We start from the raw sequence: 16,022 nt of genomic DNA on the forward strand, positions 1-16,022 counted from the left end.
GGAGACGAGCGAAAGGCGCGGGCGGCCGGACCTGGATTCCGGCCGCCCGCGCCTTTCCAGTCCTCAGCGGGGCAGGGGAGTCAGCAGCATCCGGCCCGCGAACCCCACCGCCGCGTCCAGCCGCTCGGTGAACTCCTCGGCGATCCCCGCGCAGTGCCGCAGCGCCCACAGGGCGCGGGCCGCCGCCCAGGCCGCGTCCCGGGCCCGCTCCAGGCTCCACGAGCCCAGCAGGTGGGTGAGCGGGTCGGCGAGCTGGAGCAGATCCGGCCCCGGCATCAGGTCCTCGCGGACGCGTTCCTCCAGCGCCGCGAGCAGCTCGCCCACCCGGTCGAACTCGTCCTCCAGAGCGGCCGGTTCGCAGCCGAGCGTCCGGCAGGTGTCGACCACGGCCAGGGCCAGGTCGTGCCCGATGTGGGCGTTGACGCCGGCCAGCGCGAACTGGAGCGGGCGCACCCCGGGGTGGCGGCGGAGCTGGAACAGCGGCCGCCAGCAGGCGGGCGGGCGGCGGTCCTCGGCGGCCGCGTCGACCGCCGCCAGATAGCGTTCCGCGAACCGCACGTCCAGGGTGCTCGCCGCGCGCGGATCCGGGAACTCGCCCGCGCCCAGCCGCCGGCCGACCTCCTCGGTGACGGTGAGGTAGACGCGGTTGAACACACCGATGCCGTCCCGCGCGGGCAGGGCCGCGTCCAGCGCGCGCATCCGCGCCACGACGGCGTCGACGGGGGTGGCGGGGGCCGCGGGCCGCGCCAGGGGGGAAGCCATGGCGGAAGGGTCCCAGCCCGGTGCCGGCCCGCGCGCCGACCGGCCCGGTGCTTCCCCGGAACGGGGGAACGGCGGAACGCGGGAGCGCCGGTTAGGACTTGGCGCGCGGCGCCCGGGTGTCCGCCCGCGAGCCGGTCTCCGTGTCCGCCTCCGCGTCGTACGTCGACGTGCCCTCGTCCAGCAGCGGCTCCTGTGTCTTCAGGTGGGCCGGGGCGAAGGCGCGCAGCGCGTGGTAGCCGGTGATGACGACCAGGGTGCCGAGGGCGATGCCGCTGAGCGAGAAGGTGTCGGTGAACTTCATGGAGACGTTGCCGACGCCGATGATGATGCCCGCGGCGGCCGGGACCAGGTTCAGCGGGTTGCGCAGGTCCACCTTGGCGTTGATCCAGATCTGGGCGCCGAGCAGGCCGATCATGCCGTAGAGGATGACGGTGATGCCGCCGAGCACCCCGCCCGGGATGGCGGCCACGACCGCGCCGAACTTCGGGCAGACGCCGAAGAGCAGCGCGAAGCCGGCGGCGGCCCAGTAGGCGGCGGTGGAGTAGACGCGGGTCGCGGCCATCACGCCGATGTTCTCGGAGTAGGTGGTGTTCGGCGGGCCGCCGACGGCGGTGGAGAGCACCGAGGCGACACCGTCGGCGGAGATCGCCGTGCCGAGCTTGTCGTCCAGCGGGGCGCCGGTCATCTCGCCGACCGCCTTGACGTGGCCCGCGTTCTCCGCGACCAGGGCGATGACCACGGGCAGGGCGACCAGGACGGCCGACCACTGGAAGGACGGGCCGTGCAGGTGGGGCAGCCCGATCCAGTCGGCGTGGGAGACCGCGGACAGGTCCAGGCGCCAGTGGTCGGTGACCTTGCCGCTCGGGCCCACGGAGTGGATCTTGCCGAAGATCCGGTCGAAGGCCCAGGAGATGCCGTAGCCGAAGACCAGGCCCAGGAAGATGGCGATGCGCGACCAGAAGCCGCGCAGGCAGACGACCGCCAGCCCGGTGAAGAGCATCACCAGCAGGGCGGTCCACTGGTCCTGCGGCCAGTAGGTGGAGGCGGTCACCGGGGCCAGGTTGAAGCCGATCAGCATGACGACGGCACCGGTCACGATCGGCGGCATGGCGGCGTGGATGATCCGCGCGCCGAACCGCTGCACGGCCAGGCCCACCAGGAACAGCACCGCGCCGACGACGAGCACCGCGCCGGTCACGGTGGCGCTGGTGCCGCCCTGGGCGCGGATGACGGCGGCCACGCCCACGAACGACAGGGAGCAGCCGAGGTAGCTCGGCACCCGGCCGCGGGTGGCGAGCAGGAAGATCACGGTCGCCACGCCCGACATCATGATCGCCAGGTTCGGGTCCAGGCCCATGAGCACGGGGGCGACGAAGGAGGCGCCGAACATCGCGACCACGTGCTGGGCGCCCAGGCCCACGGTGCGGGGCCAGGACAGCCGTTCGTCGGGGCGTACCACCGCTCCGGGAGCGGGCGTGCGCCCGTCACCGTGCAGTTTCCAGCGCACGCCGAGGTCCATGGTGGGGTTTCGCTTTCTTACGTACATCAGGACGGTCCGAACCATTGTGCGGGTAAGCGGCGGTTCTCCGCCCACGCGGCCGGGTATGTGAACTCGGTTCACAAACCCGATCGCCTCAGGGATGCGGGCCGGACACCGCCGCGCTCCGCGGACCGGTCTCCGCGCGGCCCCCGCGTTCGGCGGCGCGCAGGACACCCGAGAACAGGACGAGCCCGCAGGCCAGCGCCGTCACCACGCAGAAGGACACCATCAGGCTGGTCGCCTGGGCCACCCCGCCGATCAGGCTCGGCGCGATCAGCCCGGAGGTGTAGGTGACGGTCGCCACGCCCGCGATGGCCTGGCTCGGGTTGGGGCCGGCGTGTCCGGCGGCCGCGAAGCACAGCGGGACGACCACCGCGATGCCGAGCCCCATCAGCGCGAACCCGGTCATCGCCGAAGCCGGGTGCCGCGCCAGCACGATCAGCAGCCCGCCCAGCACGGCCAGCGCCCCGCCGGCCCGCACGGTACGGACCGCGCCGAAGCGGTTCACCACCGCGTCCCCGGCGATCCGGGCCACGGCCATGGTCAGCATCGAGCCGGTCGTGGCGGACGCCGCCAGCCCGGCCGAGCCGTCCAGCCGGTCCCGCAGGAACACTGCCGACCAGTCCAGGGTCGCGCCCTCGGCGAACACCGCGCAGAACCCGACCGCGCCGATCAGCAGGGCCGAGCGCGGCGGCAGCGCGAACCGCGGCGGCGGCTCCTCGTCCTCGGCGGGCTGGACGTCCAGCACCCAGGCGCAGACCGCGCAGCCGAGCACGGTGAGGACGGCCGAGGCCAGCGCGAAGTGCGCCCGCGCGTCCGCGCCGAGATGCGCGGCCAGGGTGCCGGCCGCCGAGCCGACCAGGGCGCCGGCGCTCCACATGCCGTGCAGTCCGGACATCACCGACCTGCCGAGCAGCCGCTCGACCTCCACGCCGAGCGCGTTCATCGCGACGTCGGCCATGCCCGAGGAGGCGCCGTAGACGAACAGCGCCAGGCACAGGGTGAGCAGGTTCGGCGCGACGGACGGCAGCACCAGGGCCAGCGTCCACATCGCCAGCAGCCCGCGCAGGGCCGTACGGCTGCCGAACCGGTGGGTCACCCGGCCCGCGAGCGGCATCGCGCACGCCGCGCCGAAGGCGGTGAAGGCCAGCGCGAACCCCAGCTGCCCGGCGCTCAGTCCGGCGTGTTCCTGGATCCAGGGCACCCGCGTGGCGAACGACCCGGTCACGGAGCCGTGCACGGCGAACACGGCCGCCACGGCATACCGGGCGCGCCGGACCTCCTCGCGTGCGGGGCTCATGTCACCCATGTTCCTGTCCCTCCCCGGCCGACCCTCGCGGCAATCCGGCGCGTAAATTATCAGGAACCCTGCCTGATAGAAAGGGCGGCGGCCGTGCGAGGCGTACGACCGCCGGTCCGCACGGGGCGTACGACCGTCCGGTCCGCAGCGATCTGGGAGGATTCCCGTCATGCCCGCATCACCGAGCACCGCCCGGGCCCTCAACGACCGGCTGGCCCTGCGGCTGTTGCAGCAGGAAGGCCCGCTGACGGCGGGGCAGCTCAAGCAGCTGACCGGCCTGTCCCGGCCGACCGTCGCCGACCTGGTGGACCGGCTCACGGCCGCCGGCCTGATCACGGTGGTCGGCGAGTCCGGCGAACAGCGCCGGGGCCCCAACGCCCGGCTCTACGGCATCGTCGCCGGCCGCGCCCACCTCGCCGCGCTCGACGTGCGCACCGAAGGCGTCCTCGTCCTGGTCTCCGACCTGCTCGGACGGGTGCTCGCCGAGGCGTCCGCGCCGATCGGCGGGGACACCGGGACCGGGCCCGCCGTGGAGCGGGCGGTGGCCGCCGTGGAGCGGGCCGTGAAGGAGGGCGGCGCGGACCGGCTGCACACGGTCGGCATCGGGGCGCCGGGCCTGATCGACCCCGCCACCGGCGACCTCAGGGACTCCGCCGGGCTGCCCGCCTGGCACCGCAGCCTGGTCGCCGCCCTCCAGGACCGGCTGCCCGGCGCCCGGGTGACCGTCGAGAACGAGACGAACCTGGCCGCCCTGGCCGAGCAGCGCGAGGGCGCCGCCAGCGACCGGGACACCTTCGTCCTGCTCTGGCTGGGCCACGGCGTCGGCGCCGCCGTCGTGCTGGACGGCGCCCTGCGCCGCGGCGCCTCGGGCGGCACCGGCGAGATCGGCTTCCTGCCGGTCCCGGGCACGGGCACGCTGCCCTCGGCGACCGACTGCGACGGCGGCTTCCACTCGCTGGCCGGGGCGGCGGCGGTCGTCTCGCTGGCCGCGGAGTACGGACTGCCGGTGCCCGGGGCGGCGGGCGATCCGGCGGACGGTTTCGCGCATGAGCCGGTGGCGGGGCCGGACGTGGCGCGGGTGGTGCGGGGCGCGGCGGACGGGGCGGAGGCGGCGCGCGTGGTGGCCGGGGCGGTGGCGCGGGCGGCCGCGGCCGACGAGCGTTTCCTGCGCACCCTGGCCGACCGGATCGCGGTCGGCGCGGCCTCGGTGGCGGCCGTCCTGGACCCCGGTTGCGTGGTGCTCGGCGGGGAGGTCGGCCGGGCCGGGGGAGCGGTGCTCGCCGGGCTGGTGGGGGAGCGGCTGCGCCGGATGTCGCCGCTGGCCACGGAGGTGCGGGCGAGCGGCCTCGGCGGGGCGGCGGTGCTGCGCGGCGCGCTGCTCACCGCGCGGGAACGGGCGCAGGACGAGCTGTTCGGGCCGCCCGAGCGGTAGCCGGCCCCGCCTGGCCGGCCCCGCCTTGGCGGCCCGGCGGCGGGCAAGGGCCGTCGTCACCGCCGCCGAGCCCGACCGCACCTTAAGAGGACTAGACCAGTAGGGTCAATGGTCCGGACCAACCTCGACTCCGTTGATCCGGCGACCGGTCCTCCGCGGCGGTCGCGCCGCGCGAGAGCGCCGACGCGCACTGTGAGGGAGGCCACACGACCCACCCGTATGGACGAGTGGCGGGCGTGGCACACTGGGCCTGTACCAGAAGCAGCGCACTCCGGGGTCGGTGAAAGTCCGAACCGGCGGTTACAGTCCGCGACCCGGTCGCTTCCAGCGGCCGGTTGACCAGGTGAAATTCCTGGACCGACGGTTAAAGTCCGGATGGGAGGCAGTGCGCGGCGGGCGGGCATACGTGTATCCGTGTGCGCGCCGCCGTATCGAGGCTCGTCCCTGCGCGGACGCGTCCGTCCGGCGACGCCTTTCGGTGTGTGCTCACCCGTGGATTCTGTCGTCATCGACAGCCCCGGAGTCCGTGCCCGAAGAGGCAGGAGGACCCGGGAAGTGTTCACCGGAATCGTCGAAGAGCTGGGTGAGGTCACCGCCGTCGAGAACCTCGGCGACGCCTCCCGCTTCCGGCTGCGCGGCCCCGTCGTGACCGAGGGCGCCCGGCACGGCGACTCCATCGCCGTGAACGGGGTCTGTCTCACCGTCGTCGAGCACGAGGGCGACGAGTTCACCGCCGACGTCATGGCCGAGACCCTGAAGCGCTCCAGCCTGGGCGCGCTCGCCGTCGGCTCCCGCGTCAACCTGGAACGCCCCACCGCCGTCGGCGCCCGCCTCGGCGGACACATCGTGCAGGGACACGTCGACGGCACCGGCGAGATCCTCGCCCGTACGCCCTCCGAGCACTGGGAGATCGTGAAGATCTCCCTCCCCGCGGACCTCTCCCGCTACGTCGTGGAGAAGGGCTCCATCACGGTCGACGGCATCAGCCTGACCGTCGTGGACGCGGCCCCCGACCACTTCACGGTCAGCCTCATCCCGACCACCCTCGCCCTGACCACGCTCGGCGTGAAGCAGCCCGGCGACCCGGTCAACCTCGAAGTGGACGTCATCGCCAAGTACGTGGAGCGGCTGCTCGCGCACGGACAGGAGGCCGGCCGGTGAACTGGCTGAACTCCGAGGCGTTCACCCTCTTCGGCCAGCACATCATCTGGTCGGACATGACCGGCAACATCCTGGGCCTGATCACCCTCGCCCTCGGCTGGCGCCGCTCCCTGTGGACCTGGCCCGTGCAGTTCCTCTCCGGCCTCGTCCTGTTCGCCGCCTTCTACGGCCACCTGACCGGCAGCGCCGGCAAGCAGGTCGTCGTCATGGCCGTCGCGCTGTACGGCTGGTGGCAGTGGCAGCGCACCCGGAACCGGTCCGGCGACGGCCAGATCACCCCCCGGTTCGCCTCCTGGCGCGAGCGCGCGGCCATGGTCGCCGCCGCCGGGGCCGGCACGGTCGCCGTCGCCCTGCTGTTCCAGGCCTACCCGTCCCTGTCCTGGGACCCCTGGCCCGACGCCTACATCTTCGTCGGCACCATCGTCGCGATGTACGCCCAGGCCAAGGGCATGGTCGAGTTCTGGTTCGCCTGGCTCCTCGTCGACCTGGTCGGCGTTCCCCTGAACTTCGCCAACGGCTACGCCTTCTCCGGCTTCGTCTACGTCATCTACGGCGCACTCGTCCTGTGGGGCATGCGCGACTGGTGGCTGCGTTCCCGCAAGGCTGCGCGGCCCACACTGGAAGGAGCGCCGGCATGACCTCGGCACCCGTCCTCCACGACACCCACGACCTCGGCGGCTTCGCGCTCGACCCGGTCGAACAGGCCATCGCCGACATCGCCGCCGGCCGCCCGATCGTCGTCGTCGACGACGAGAACCGGGAGAACGAGGGCGACCTCGTCGTGGCCGCCGAGAAGATCACCCCCGAGATCGTCGCCTTCATGATGAGCGAGTGCCGGGGACTGATCTGCGCCCCCATGGAGAGCGGCGAACTGGACCGGCTGCGGCTGCCGCAGATGGTCGAGGACAACACCGAGTCGATGAAGACCGCGTTCACCGTCTCCGTGGACGCCACCGCCGCCCACGGTGTGAGCACCGGCATCTCGGCCGCCGACCGCGCCACCACACTCCGGCTGCTCGCGAGCGGCACGGCCGGACCCACCGACTTCGTCCGCCCCGGCCACATCTTCCCGCTGCGCGCGCGGGACGGCGGCGTCCTCGCCCGCGACGGCCACACCGAGGCCGCCGTCGACCTCGCCCGGCTCGCGGGCCTGCGCCCGGCCGGCGCCATCGTGGAGATTGCCGGCGAGGACGGCCGGATGCTCCGCCTGCCCGAGCTGATCCCGTTCGCCCGCAAGCACGGCCTGACGATCATCTCCATCGAGGACCTGATCGCCTACCGCCGCGGCAGCGAGCCCACCGTCCGCCGCGAGGCCGCCACCCGCCTGCCCACCCGGCACGGCACCTTCACCGCCTACGGCTACCGGTCCACCGTCGACGGCGTCGAGCACGTCGCCCTCGTCCACGGCGACCTCGGCGACGGCCGGGACGTCCTGGTCCGGGTCCACTCCGAGTGCCTCACCGGCGACGTCTTCGGCTCCCTGCGCTGCGACTGCGGCCCCCAGCTGGACGCCGCGCTCGGCCGCATCCAGGAGGAGGGCCGCGGCGTCGTCGTCTACCTGCGCGGACACGAGGGACGCGGCATCGGCCTGCTGTCCAAGCTGCGCGCCTACGAACTCCAGGAACAGGGCCACGACACCCTGGACGCCAACCTGGAACTCGGCCTGCCCGCCGACGCCCGCGACTACGGCGCCGGCGCCCGGATCCTCGCCGACCTCGGCGTGCGCGGGGTGCGGCTGATGACCAACAACCCCGACAAGACCGACGCCCTCAGGCGCCACGGCATCGAGGTCACCGGCCGGGAGCCGATGCCCGTCCAGGCCGGTGAGCACAATCTCCGCTACCTGCGCACCAAGCGGGACCGGATGGGGCACGACCTGCCCTGGCTGGACACGACCGCCGTGTCGGCCTGCGGCAACCAGTAAGCGAAAGAGCACGGAGGTAAGTAAGAGTGAGCGGCAAGGGCGCACCGGACGTGTCCGTACGCAAGGTGAACGACCTCAGGGTCGCCGTGATCGCGGCGCAGTGGCACGAGAAGGTGATGGACGGCCTGGTGGACGGCGCCCTGCGCGCCCTGCGTGACCTGGGCATCGACGAGCCGACCCTGATCCGGGTCCCCGGCAGCTTCGAGCTGCCGGTCGCCGCGAAGGTCCTCGCGGGCCGCGGCTACGACGCGATCGTCGCCCTCGGCGTCGTCATCCGCGGCGGCACCCCGCACTTCGACTACGTGTGCCAGGGCGTCACCCAGGGCCTCACCCAGGTCTCCGTCGACACCGGCGTCCCCGTCGGCTTCGGCGTGCTCACCTGCGACACCGAGGAGCAGGCCCTGGACCGGGCCGGCCTGGAGGGCTCCAGCGAGGACAAGGGCCACGAGGCGGTGACGGCGGCCGTGGCGACGGCGGCCACCCTCCGCTCGGTATCCGAACCCTGGCACTAGACCGGCCGCCACAACGGCTAGGGTGGGGCTCACCATGTCCAAGAAGACGTTCGAGGAGCTGTTCACCGAGCTCCAGCACAAGGCCGCCCACGGCGATCCCGCCACCTCCCGCACCGCGGAACTGGTCGGAAAGGGCGTCCATGCCATCGGCAAGAAGGTCGTCGAGGAGGCCGCCGAGGTCTGGATGGCCGCCGAGTACGAGGGCAAGGAGGCGGCGGCCGAGGAGATCTCGCAGCTGCTGTACCACGTCCAGGTGATGATGGTCGCCCGCGGCATCTCCCTGGACGACGTCTACGCCCACCTGTAAGCCGTAGCCCGCACACCCATCCCGTAGAGAACGAACGAAGGAAGCCGACCTCATGCTGCGCATCGCCGTCCCCAACAAGGGTTCACTGTCCGGCCCTGCGGCGGAGATGCTGCATGAGGCCGGCTACCAGCAGCGCCGCGAGTCCAAGGAACTGCGCATCGTCGACCCGGAGAACGAGGTCGAGTTCTTCTACCTCCGCCCCCGCGACATCGCGATCTACGTCTCCTCCGGCCGCCTCGACATCGGCATCACCGGCCGTGACCTGCTGATCGACTCCGGCGCCGACGCCGAGGAGATCCTGCCGCTCGGCTTCGCCCGCTCCACCTTCCGCTTCGCCGCCAAGCCCGGCACCGCGCAGGGCATCGAGGACCTCAAGGGCCGCACGGTCGCCACCTCCTACGAGGGGATCGTCGCCGGGCACCTCGCCGACCGCGGCGTCGACGCCTCCGTGGTCCACCTGGACGGCGCCGTCGAGACCGCCATCGAACTCGGCGTCGCCGAGGTCATCGCCGACGTCGTGGAGACCGGCACCAGCCTGCGCAACGCGGGCCTGGAGGTCTTCGGCGAGCCGATCATGAAGTCCGAGGCCATCGTCGTCCGCCGCACCGGCGCCGACGCCGAGGAGCCCAAGGTCCAGCAGTTCCTGCGCCGCCTCCAGGGCGTCCTGGTGGCCCGGACGTACGTGATGATGGACTACGACTGCCGGGTGGAGCAGCTGGAGAAGGCCGTCGCGCTCACCCCCGGCCTGGAGTCCCCGACCGTCTCCCCGCTGCACAACGAGGGCTGGGTCGCCGTCCGCGCCATGGTCCCCGCCAAGGAGGCCCAGCGGATCATGGACGACCTCTACGGCATCGGCGCCCGCGCCATCCTGACCACGGCCATCCACGCCTGCCGCCTCTGAGGGGTACGCCAGAGATGACCGACCTGCCCGACCTCCCCGCCCTGCCCGTCACCTTCCGGCCCGGCCGGACGCGGGTGATCCTGCTCACCGCCGGAGTCCTGATCTTCGTGGTGATCTCCGGGGTCTCGCTGCTCCTGGAGGACCTCGGCCCGGGCTCCCGGCTCAGCTTCGTCCTCACCGGCGCGCTCTGTCTCTGGGTGCTCGCCCAGCTGGCCCGGGTGCGGGTGGTCGCCGACGAGTCCGGCGTCACCGTCGTCAACATCGCGAGCAAGCGCCGCCTGGCCTGGGCGGAGATCCTCCGGGTGAACCTCCGGCCGGGTGACCCCTGGGTGTTCCTCGACCTCAGCGACGGCACCAGCCTGCCCGCGCTCGGCATCCAGCCGGGCATCGCCAAGCGGCAGGCCATCGCCGACGCCCGGACCCTCCGGGAACTCGCCGAGGCCCGCTCCGGCTCGCCCGCCCTGCCGCACGAGCCCAGATCTTGATTAATCTGGTGGGCGGAGGCCGCCCCGCTGCGCCTCCGCCCCTGTGCGCCCCCCGGTGCCAGGGGCTCCTGCTACCCGAGGAGTGACCGACTCCGGCGATGGACGGATCGTCCTGTAGTACCCGCGCCACCCCTGCCCGACATAGCGGCAAGGCGGTGGCAGCGTGATCATCCCCCTGCTGTTGCTCGCCGCGGCCTTCCTGCTGATCCTCGCCAACGGATTCTTCGTGGCGGCCGAGTTCGGCCTCGTGACGGTCGAGCGCCAGGACGCCGAGAAGGCCGCCGCCGACGGCGACCCGCGCGCCCGTACGGTCGTGGAGTCGCTGAAGGAACTGTCCTTCCAGCTCTCCGGCACCCAGCTCGGCATCACCATCACCTCCCTGGTCGTCGGCATGCTCGCCGAGCCCGCGCTGGCCGAGCTGCTGCGCGGCCCGTTCACGGCGCTCGGCGTCCCCGAGGGGGCCGCGGCCGGCGTCGCGGTGGTCGTCGGCATGCTGCTGGCCTCCGCGATCCAGATGGTGATCGGCGAACTCGTGCCCAAGAACTGGGCGGTGTCCCGGCCGCTGCAGGTGGCCCGCTTCGTGGCCGGCCCGCAGCACCGCTTCGCCCTCCTGTTCCGCCCGGTGATCTCCGCGCTGAACGCGGTCGCCAACCGGCTGGTGCGCGCCCTGGGCGTGGAGCCCGCCGAGGAGCTGGCCTCCGCCCGCACCCCCGGCGAGCTGGTCTCCCTGGCCCGGCACTCCGCCCTGGCCGGCGCCCTGGAGCAGGACACGGCCGACCTGTTCGTGCGCACCCTGTCCCTGGGCGAGCTGACCGCACAGCACGTGATGACCCCGCGGGTGAAGGTGAGCGCGTTGCAGGACTCGGCCACCGCCGAGGACGTGGTCAACCTCACCCGCGCCACCGGGCTGTCCCGCTTCCCCGTCTACCGGGAGAAGATCGACGAGATCGTGGGCATGGCCCACCTGAAGGACGCGCTGGCCGTCCCGGCCCACGACCGGCTGCGCACCCCGGTCGGCCGCATCGCCCGCAAGGCGCTCCTGGTCCCCGAGACCCTGCCGGTGCAGCCCCTGCTCGCCCGGCTGCGCAGCGAGCAGCCCATCGCGGTCGTCGTGGACGAGTACGGCGGCACGGCCGGCGTGGTCACCCTGGAGGACATCGTCGAGGAACTGGTCGGCGAGGTCCGCGACGAGCACGACGCCAAGGACATGCCCGAGCTGGCCCCCGCCCCGCCCGAGGACGGCAGGCCCGCCTGGGACGTGGACGGCGGCTGCCGCGTCGACATCCTGACGCGCATAGGACTGGACGTGCCCGAGGGACCGTACGAGACCGTGGCCGGACTGGTCGCCGATCTGCTCGGCCGCATCCCGGCCCCCGGCGACCGGGCCGAACTGCCCGGCTGGCGGCTCTCGGTCCGCCAGGTCGGCCACTACCGCGCCGAACGGGTCCGCCTGGTCAGGACGGCCCCCGTGGCGAGCGTGCCGGAGGCCGCCCGATGAGCGTCCTGCAACTGGTCTTCGCGGCGCTGCTCGTGCTCGCCAACGGCTTCTTCGTCGGCGCCGAGTTCGCGCTCGTCTCCGTCCGCCGCAGCCAGATCGAACCGCTCGGCACCGCCCGCGCCCGCCAGGTGCTCCACGGCCTGGAACGGCTGCCGCAGATGATGGCCGCCGCACAGTTCGGCATCACGGTCTGCTCCCTGACCCTCGGCGCGGTCGCCGAGCCGACGGTGGCGCACCTGCTGGAGCCGCTGTTCGAGTGGATGCACCTGCCGCACGGCATGATCCACCCGCTCGGCTATGTCATCGCGCTGGCCGCGGTGGTCTTCTTCCACCTGGTCATCGGCGAGATGGTGCCGAAGAACCTGGCCATGGCGGCGCCCGAGAAGGCGGCGCTCTGGCTCAGCCCCGGCCTGGTGTGGTTCGCCCGCCTGTGCAGGCCGGTCACCGTGGCCCTCGGCGCCTGCGCCCAGGGCATCCTGCGGCTGTTCCGGGTCGAGCCGAAGGACGAGGTGGCAGCGGTCGTCACCACCGAGCAGCTCAACCGCCTGCTGGAGGACTCCGGCGAGGCCGGGCTGCTCGGCCCCGAGGAGCGCGAGCGGCTGGAGGACGCCCTGGAACTGGGCTCCCGCCCGGTGACGGACGTCCTGCTGCGCCGCGAGTCCCTGGTCGTCGTGGAGCCGTCGGTCACCCCGGGGGACATCGTGGAGCTGACCGCCCGCACGGGCTACTCCCGCTTCCCGGTCGCCGCGGCCGGCAAGGGCCCCTTCATGGGGTACGTGCACGTGAAGGACGTCCTCGACCTGGAGGACTCCGACCGGGCCGTCCCCCAGCAGGTCTGGCGGCCCATGGCCACGCTCCGCGCCGAGCTGCCGCTGGACGACGCCCTCACGGTGATGCGCCGGGCGGCCACGCACCTGGCCCAGGTCGCCGACGCGACCGGCAAGGTGCTGGGCCTGGTGGCCCTGGAGGACGTACTGGAGATGCTGGTGGGCGAGGTCCGCGACCCGGCGCACCGGGAGATGCCGGAGCCCAGGGCGAGCGGGGAGCCGGAGGAAGCACTCGCCGGATAGCTCCGGCGCCCATCCGTGCGGCGGCCGGCCGGTGGCGGGCCGCCGCACGCATCCCCGCGCCCCTTCGGCGCGCCCACTGCGTGCGCGGACGGGTCGGGGCCCCTAATACGACGCGGACGGATCCTGCGGTCCCCGTCCCGACAGCACCTCGCCGTAGGCCTGCATCAGGTCGGGCAGCCGCAGGGTCGCCAGGTCCTCCCGGGACAGGGAGCCCGCGTACGACGACAGCCGCAGGTCCCGGTACGCGCAGCTCTTCTCGTACAGTGTCCGCAGGAACCGTCCGTTGCCCAGCTCGTCGATCCACCCCTGGCCGACCACGTGCCCGGCGATCGACCGCAGCTCCTCCAGCGCCTCCTCGTCCCACTGGTCGCCGTTCTCCGCCGCGAGCACCTTGCCGATCTCGGTGAGCTCCTGCGGCCGGTACGAGGGGAAGTCCACCCGGGTGGTGAAGCGGGAGGACAGTCCGGGGTTGGCGGCCAGCAGGCGGTCCATGCCCTCCGGGTAGCCGGCCAGGATCACCACCAGGTGGTCGCGGTTGTCCTCGGCTCGCTTCAGCAGCACCTGGAGCGCCTCGTCGCCGTACGCGTCCCCCTTGCCGTACCCGGAGTTGGACAGCGAGTACGCCTCGTCCACGAACAGCACCCCGCCGATCGCGGAGTCGATCAGCTCGTTGGCCTTCACGGCGGTCTGCCCCAGGTACTCGCCGACCAGGTCGGCCCGCTGGGCCTCCACCAGGTGGTCGCCGCCGAGCAGACCCAGGGCGTAGAACACCCGGCCCAGGATGCGCGCGACCGTGGTCTTGCCCGTGCCGGACGGGCCGGAGAAGACGAAGTGCCGCTTGGGCGGCTGCACCGGCAGGCCCTGCCCGGCCCGCAGCCGCGCCATGTTCAGCTGCGCGGACAACGCCTTGACCTGGCGCTTCACCGGCTCCAGGCCCACCATGCGCTCCAGTTCGGCGAGCGCCTGCTCGAGTAACGCGGGGTCGGTCGGCCCGGCCGGTACCGGCGGGGCGGAGCCCTGGGGGCCGGTCCTGGTCCGCACCGAGGGGTCGGCCACCGACGGCAGCGGCCCGGCCGGCGGGTCGGGCTCCGGCAGCCGCAGATCGCGGCCCTCGGCGCCGAACAGCGGATCGAACCCGTCGGGGCCGTCCACCGTGTCCTGTCCCGCGCCGGTCAGGGTGATCGCGGCGAGGTCGCCCGTCTCGTCGTACCCGTCGCCCTCGGCGATCGCCGCGAGCCGGGCCGAGGTGTCCATGAAGGCCGGGTCCACCCGGTGCACCGCCCGGTACAGGGGGAGCGCGGCGGCCGACCGCCCGGTGCCCTCGTGCGCCCGCGCCAGCCAGTAGCGCAGCTCCTTGCGCTGCGGCTGCTCGCTGCGGCACCGCATCAGCGCGGCCGACAGCAGCGGTTCGGCCTGGCCGTACATCTCCAGCCGGACCCGGGCCATGCCGCCGAAGAGGCCGGCCTCGATGCCGAGCAGGGGGTCGTCCAGCAGCGGGTCGGTGTGCCGGACCAGCTGGTCCCAGTCCTTGACCAGATAGGCGCGGCAGGCGTGCAGGAAGCGGACCTGGGCGTCGGTGTCGACCGGGGGCAGTCCGGCGAGGGCGCGGTCCAGCTCGGGCACGTGCCGGCCGTCCAGCCAGTGGGAGGCGTGCGCCAGCAGCAGATCGCGCGGGCTCTCCAGCACGGGCTGCACCCACCAGCCCAGCCAGTACCAGGAGTTGAGGGCGCGGCGGTGCCGGGCGCGCTGTTCGCCGAAGCGGTCGCGGTGCCGGAACATGCGCAGCAGCGCGGTGGTGGTGTCGACCCGGAGCGCGTGCAGCCCGAGCCAGGCGTCCGCCATGCCCGGGTCCATCCGCACCGCGGTGCGGAACTCCTCCTCCGCCTGCGGGTAGGCGCCCACCGTGTAGGCGTCCACGCCCCGCAGCCAGGCGAGGTCGGCCGGCGCCTCGGGGCCCTGTGTGCCGAAGTCCATCACGTCCCCCACAGACCATGCACCCGTGGTTCACCACCGGGCAGTCGCCCGATGGCCACCGCGGTCGAATCTCCGTACCGCGGACCGGAGTTGCAGGTGCGCGAGGCCGCCGCTCGAAGGTCGCACCGAGGGCATCGTACCCGCGGGGCGGGTACCTGCCGAAGGGTGCCGCACAGGGCGTTCGGCGAGGTGGGAGCAGACGGGGCGCACGGGATTTCGTGACCGAGGGTGAGAGGTCCGCCGCGCCGGCGCGCGGAACACGGGCCGGCGCGGGCAGAACGAAGCCCCCGGTCACGGGGGAACAACCGGGGGCTTCGTGTGGGCGGGCGGCTCCGAAAGCCGCACATTCAGAACGTAAGTCCTGTACGGGCCCTCGGTCAAGCGAAGTTGAGGTACTGGGGAAACTTCTGCCGCAAGAGTCTTCACAGGTTCACCACATCGCGGAGGGCGCGTCACCGAGCGTCACATCACGCAGGGATCCGGGGGTCCGCAGCCGGTCCCGGCAGCACCTCGTACCCCTCCGGTCGCTGGAGCACCAGGAGATCCGCGTGGGGGCGTGAGGGATCGGTGACGAAGTGCGCGTGCTCCGCCGTGACCCACCCGTCCCAGAACTCCCGTTGCTCCGCCCCGTCCCGCCGCCGGCCGCGAGCCCAGGACTCCTCCCGGGGCAGCTCCATCCACAGCAGCCGGGCCAGATGGGGTCGCAGCGCCCGGCGGCCGGCGCCGACGCCCTCGATCAGCACCACGGGCGCGGCCGGCACCGGGCGCGGGGCGCCGAAGGCGCGGGCCCGCCAGTCGTAGGGGGTGACGTATCCGCTCTCGCCCCGGCCCAGCGGTTCGATCACCTGGGTCAGGAGCCGGCCGGTCCAGGCGAACAGGTGCTCGTGGCTGGCGAAGTCGTCGAGGTGGACCACCGGCGCCCCGTCCAGCGCCCGCGCCAGCCGCCGGGCGAAGGTCGACTTGCCGGATCCGGCGTGCCCGTCCACGCCGATCAGCCGGACCGGCCCCAGGGACGGGGGAAGCCCGCGCAGCCGGGCGGCGAGGTCGTGAATGGTCATTCCCGGGGTGTGGTGCGATGGGGGCGTCTTTCGCGCGCCAGTCTAGTGGCGGGCCCGAGGCAGGCCGGGGGCGGCGGCCCGTGAGGGCCGGCCGCCGG

At 73.3% G+C, this 16,022-nt stretch carries 14 protein-coding genes, 1 pseudogene and 1 riboswitch; of the genes and pseudogenes, 10 read left to right on the plus strand and 5 right to left on the minus strand.

Annotated elements, in window-relative coordinates; all coding sequences use genetic code 11:
* Positions 1–63: 63 nt before the first annotated feature.
* From ACSURM_RS30185 to ACSURM_RS30195, 3 genes are all read right to left on the minus strand, one after another.
* Positions 64–762: a DUF5995 family protein gene (locus ACSURM_RS30185; RefSeq protein ID WP_436958930.1), complete on the minus strand. Its 699-nt coding sequence runs from the start codon at positions 760–762 to the stop codon at positions 64–66.
* Positions 763–853: 91 nt separating this feature from the next.
* Positions 854–2,281 carry a uracil-xanthine permease family protein gene (locus ACSURM_RS30190; RefSeq protein WP_436958931.1) on the minus strand — a complete coding sequence of 476 codons (1,428 nt, stop codon included), beginning with the start codon at positions 2,279–2,281 and terminating at the stop codon, positions 854–856.
* A gap of 115 nt (positions 2,282–2,396) precedes the next feature.
* Positions 2,397–3,602 carry an MFS transporter gene (locus ACSURM_RS30195; protein WP_436958932.1) on the minus strand — a complete coding sequence of 402 codons (1,206 nt, stop codon included), beginning with the start codon at positions 3,600–3,602 and terminating at the stop codon, positions 2,397–2,399.
* Between the two features lie 169 nt (positions 3,603–3,771).
* Between ACSURM_RS30195 and ACSURM_RS30200 the strand changes: the two genes are divergently transcribed.
* From ACSURM_RS30200 to ACSURM_RS30245, 10 genes are all read left to right on the plus strand, one after another.
* A complete protein-coding gene (locus ACSURM_RS30200) occupies positions 3,772–5,034 on the plus strand; it encodes an ROK family transcriptional regulator (RefSeq protein WP_436958933.1) in 1,263 nt (420 codons plus the stop codon).
* Between the two features lie 262 nt (positions 5,035–5,296).
* A riboswitch (FMN riboswitch) is annotated at positions 5,297–5,427 on the plus strand.
* A gap of 162 nt (positions 5,428–5,589) precedes the next feature.
* Entirely contained in the window at positions 5,590–6,195 is a 606-nt protein-coding gene (locus tag ACSURM_RS30205; protein ID WP_436958934.1) for a riboflavin synthase, read from the plus strand.
* Entirely contained in the window at positions 6,192–6,833 is a 642-nt protein-coding gene (locus ACSURM_RS30210; RefSeq protein ID WP_436958935.1) for a nicotinamide mononucleotide transporter family protein, read from the plus strand. The genes ACSURM_RS30205 and ACSURM_RS30210 overlap by 4 nt, the downstream gene beginning before the upstream one ends.
* Positions 6,830–8,119, plus strand: coding sequence for a bifunctional 3,4-dihydroxy-2-butanone-4-phosphate synthase/GTP cyclohydrolase II (locus ACSURM_RS30215; protein ID WP_436958936.1), 1,290 nt, complete (start codon positions 6,830–6,832; stop codon positions 8,117–8,119). The genes ACSURM_RS30210 and ACSURM_RS30215 overlap by 4 nt, the downstream gene beginning before the upstream one ends.
* A gap of 26 nt (positions 8,120–8,145) precedes the next feature.
* On the plus strand, positions 8,146–8,631 hold the full coding sequence (gene ribH / locus ACSURM_RS30220) for a 6,7-dimethyl-8-ribityllumazine synthase (RefSeq protein ID WP_359050476.1): 486 nt from the start codon (positions 8,146–8,148) through the stop codon (positions 8,629–8,631).
* 34 nt (positions 8,632–8,665) lie between these two features.
* Entirely contained in the window at positions 8,666–8,938 is a 273-nt protein-coding gene (locus ACSURM_RS30225; protein WP_007491392.1) for a phosphoribosyl-ATP diphosphatase, read from the plus strand.
* 52 nt (positions 8,939–8,990) lie between these two features.
* Positions 8,991–9,839, plus strand: a complete 849-nt coding sequence (hisG, locus tag ACSURM_RS30230; RefSeq protein ID WP_436958937.1) for an ATP phosphoribosyltransferase — start codon at positions 8,991–8,993, stop codon at positions 9,837–9,839.
* A 14-nt stretch (positions 9,840–9,853) separates the two neighbouring features.
* Positions 9,854–10,324 carry a PH domain-containing protein gene (locus tag ACSURM_RS30235; RefSeq protein WP_436958938.1) on the plus strand — a complete coding sequence of 157 codons (471 nt, stop codon included), beginning with the start codon at positions 9,854–9,856 and terminating at the stop codon, positions 10,322–10,324.
* 163 nt (positions 10,325–10,487) lie between these two features.
* Complete coding sequence (locus ACSURM_RS30240; protein WP_436958939.1) at positions 10,488–11,822, plus strand: hemolysin family protein; 1,335 nt, start codon at positions 10,488–10,490, stop codon at positions 11,820–11,822.
* Complete coding sequence (locus ACSURM_RS30245) at positions 11,819–12,892, plus strand: hemolysin family protein (protein WP_436958940.1); 1,074 nt, start codon at positions 11,819–11,821, stop codon at positions 12,890–12,892. The genes ACSURM_RS30240 and ACSURM_RS30245 overlap by 4 nt, the downstream gene beginning before the upstream one ends.
* 102 nt (positions 12,893–12,994) lie before the next feature.
* On the opposite strand, the gene ACSURM_RS30250 is transcribed toward ACSURM_RS30245, so the two are convergent.
* Both ACSURM_RS30250 and ACSURM_RS30255 read right to left on the minus strand, forming a co-directional pair.
* Complete coding sequence (locus ACSURM_RS30250; protein ID WP_436958941.1) at positions 12,995–14,866, minus strand: AAA family ATPase; 1,872 nt, start codon at positions 14,864–14,866, stop codon at positions 12,995–12,997.
* A 430-nt stretch (positions 14,867–15,296) separates the two neighbouring features.
* Positions 15,297–15,924: pseudogene (locus ACSURM_RS30255) on the minus strand (uridine kinase family protein).
* Positions 15,925–16,022 lie beyond the last annotated feature (98 nt).

Source organism: Streptomyces sp. SudanB182_2057, from assembly GCF_964272715.1.
Classification (GTDB): domain Bacteria; phylum Actinomycetota; class Actinomycetes; order Streptomycetales; family Streptomycetaceae; genus Streptomyces; species Streptomyces rubradiris.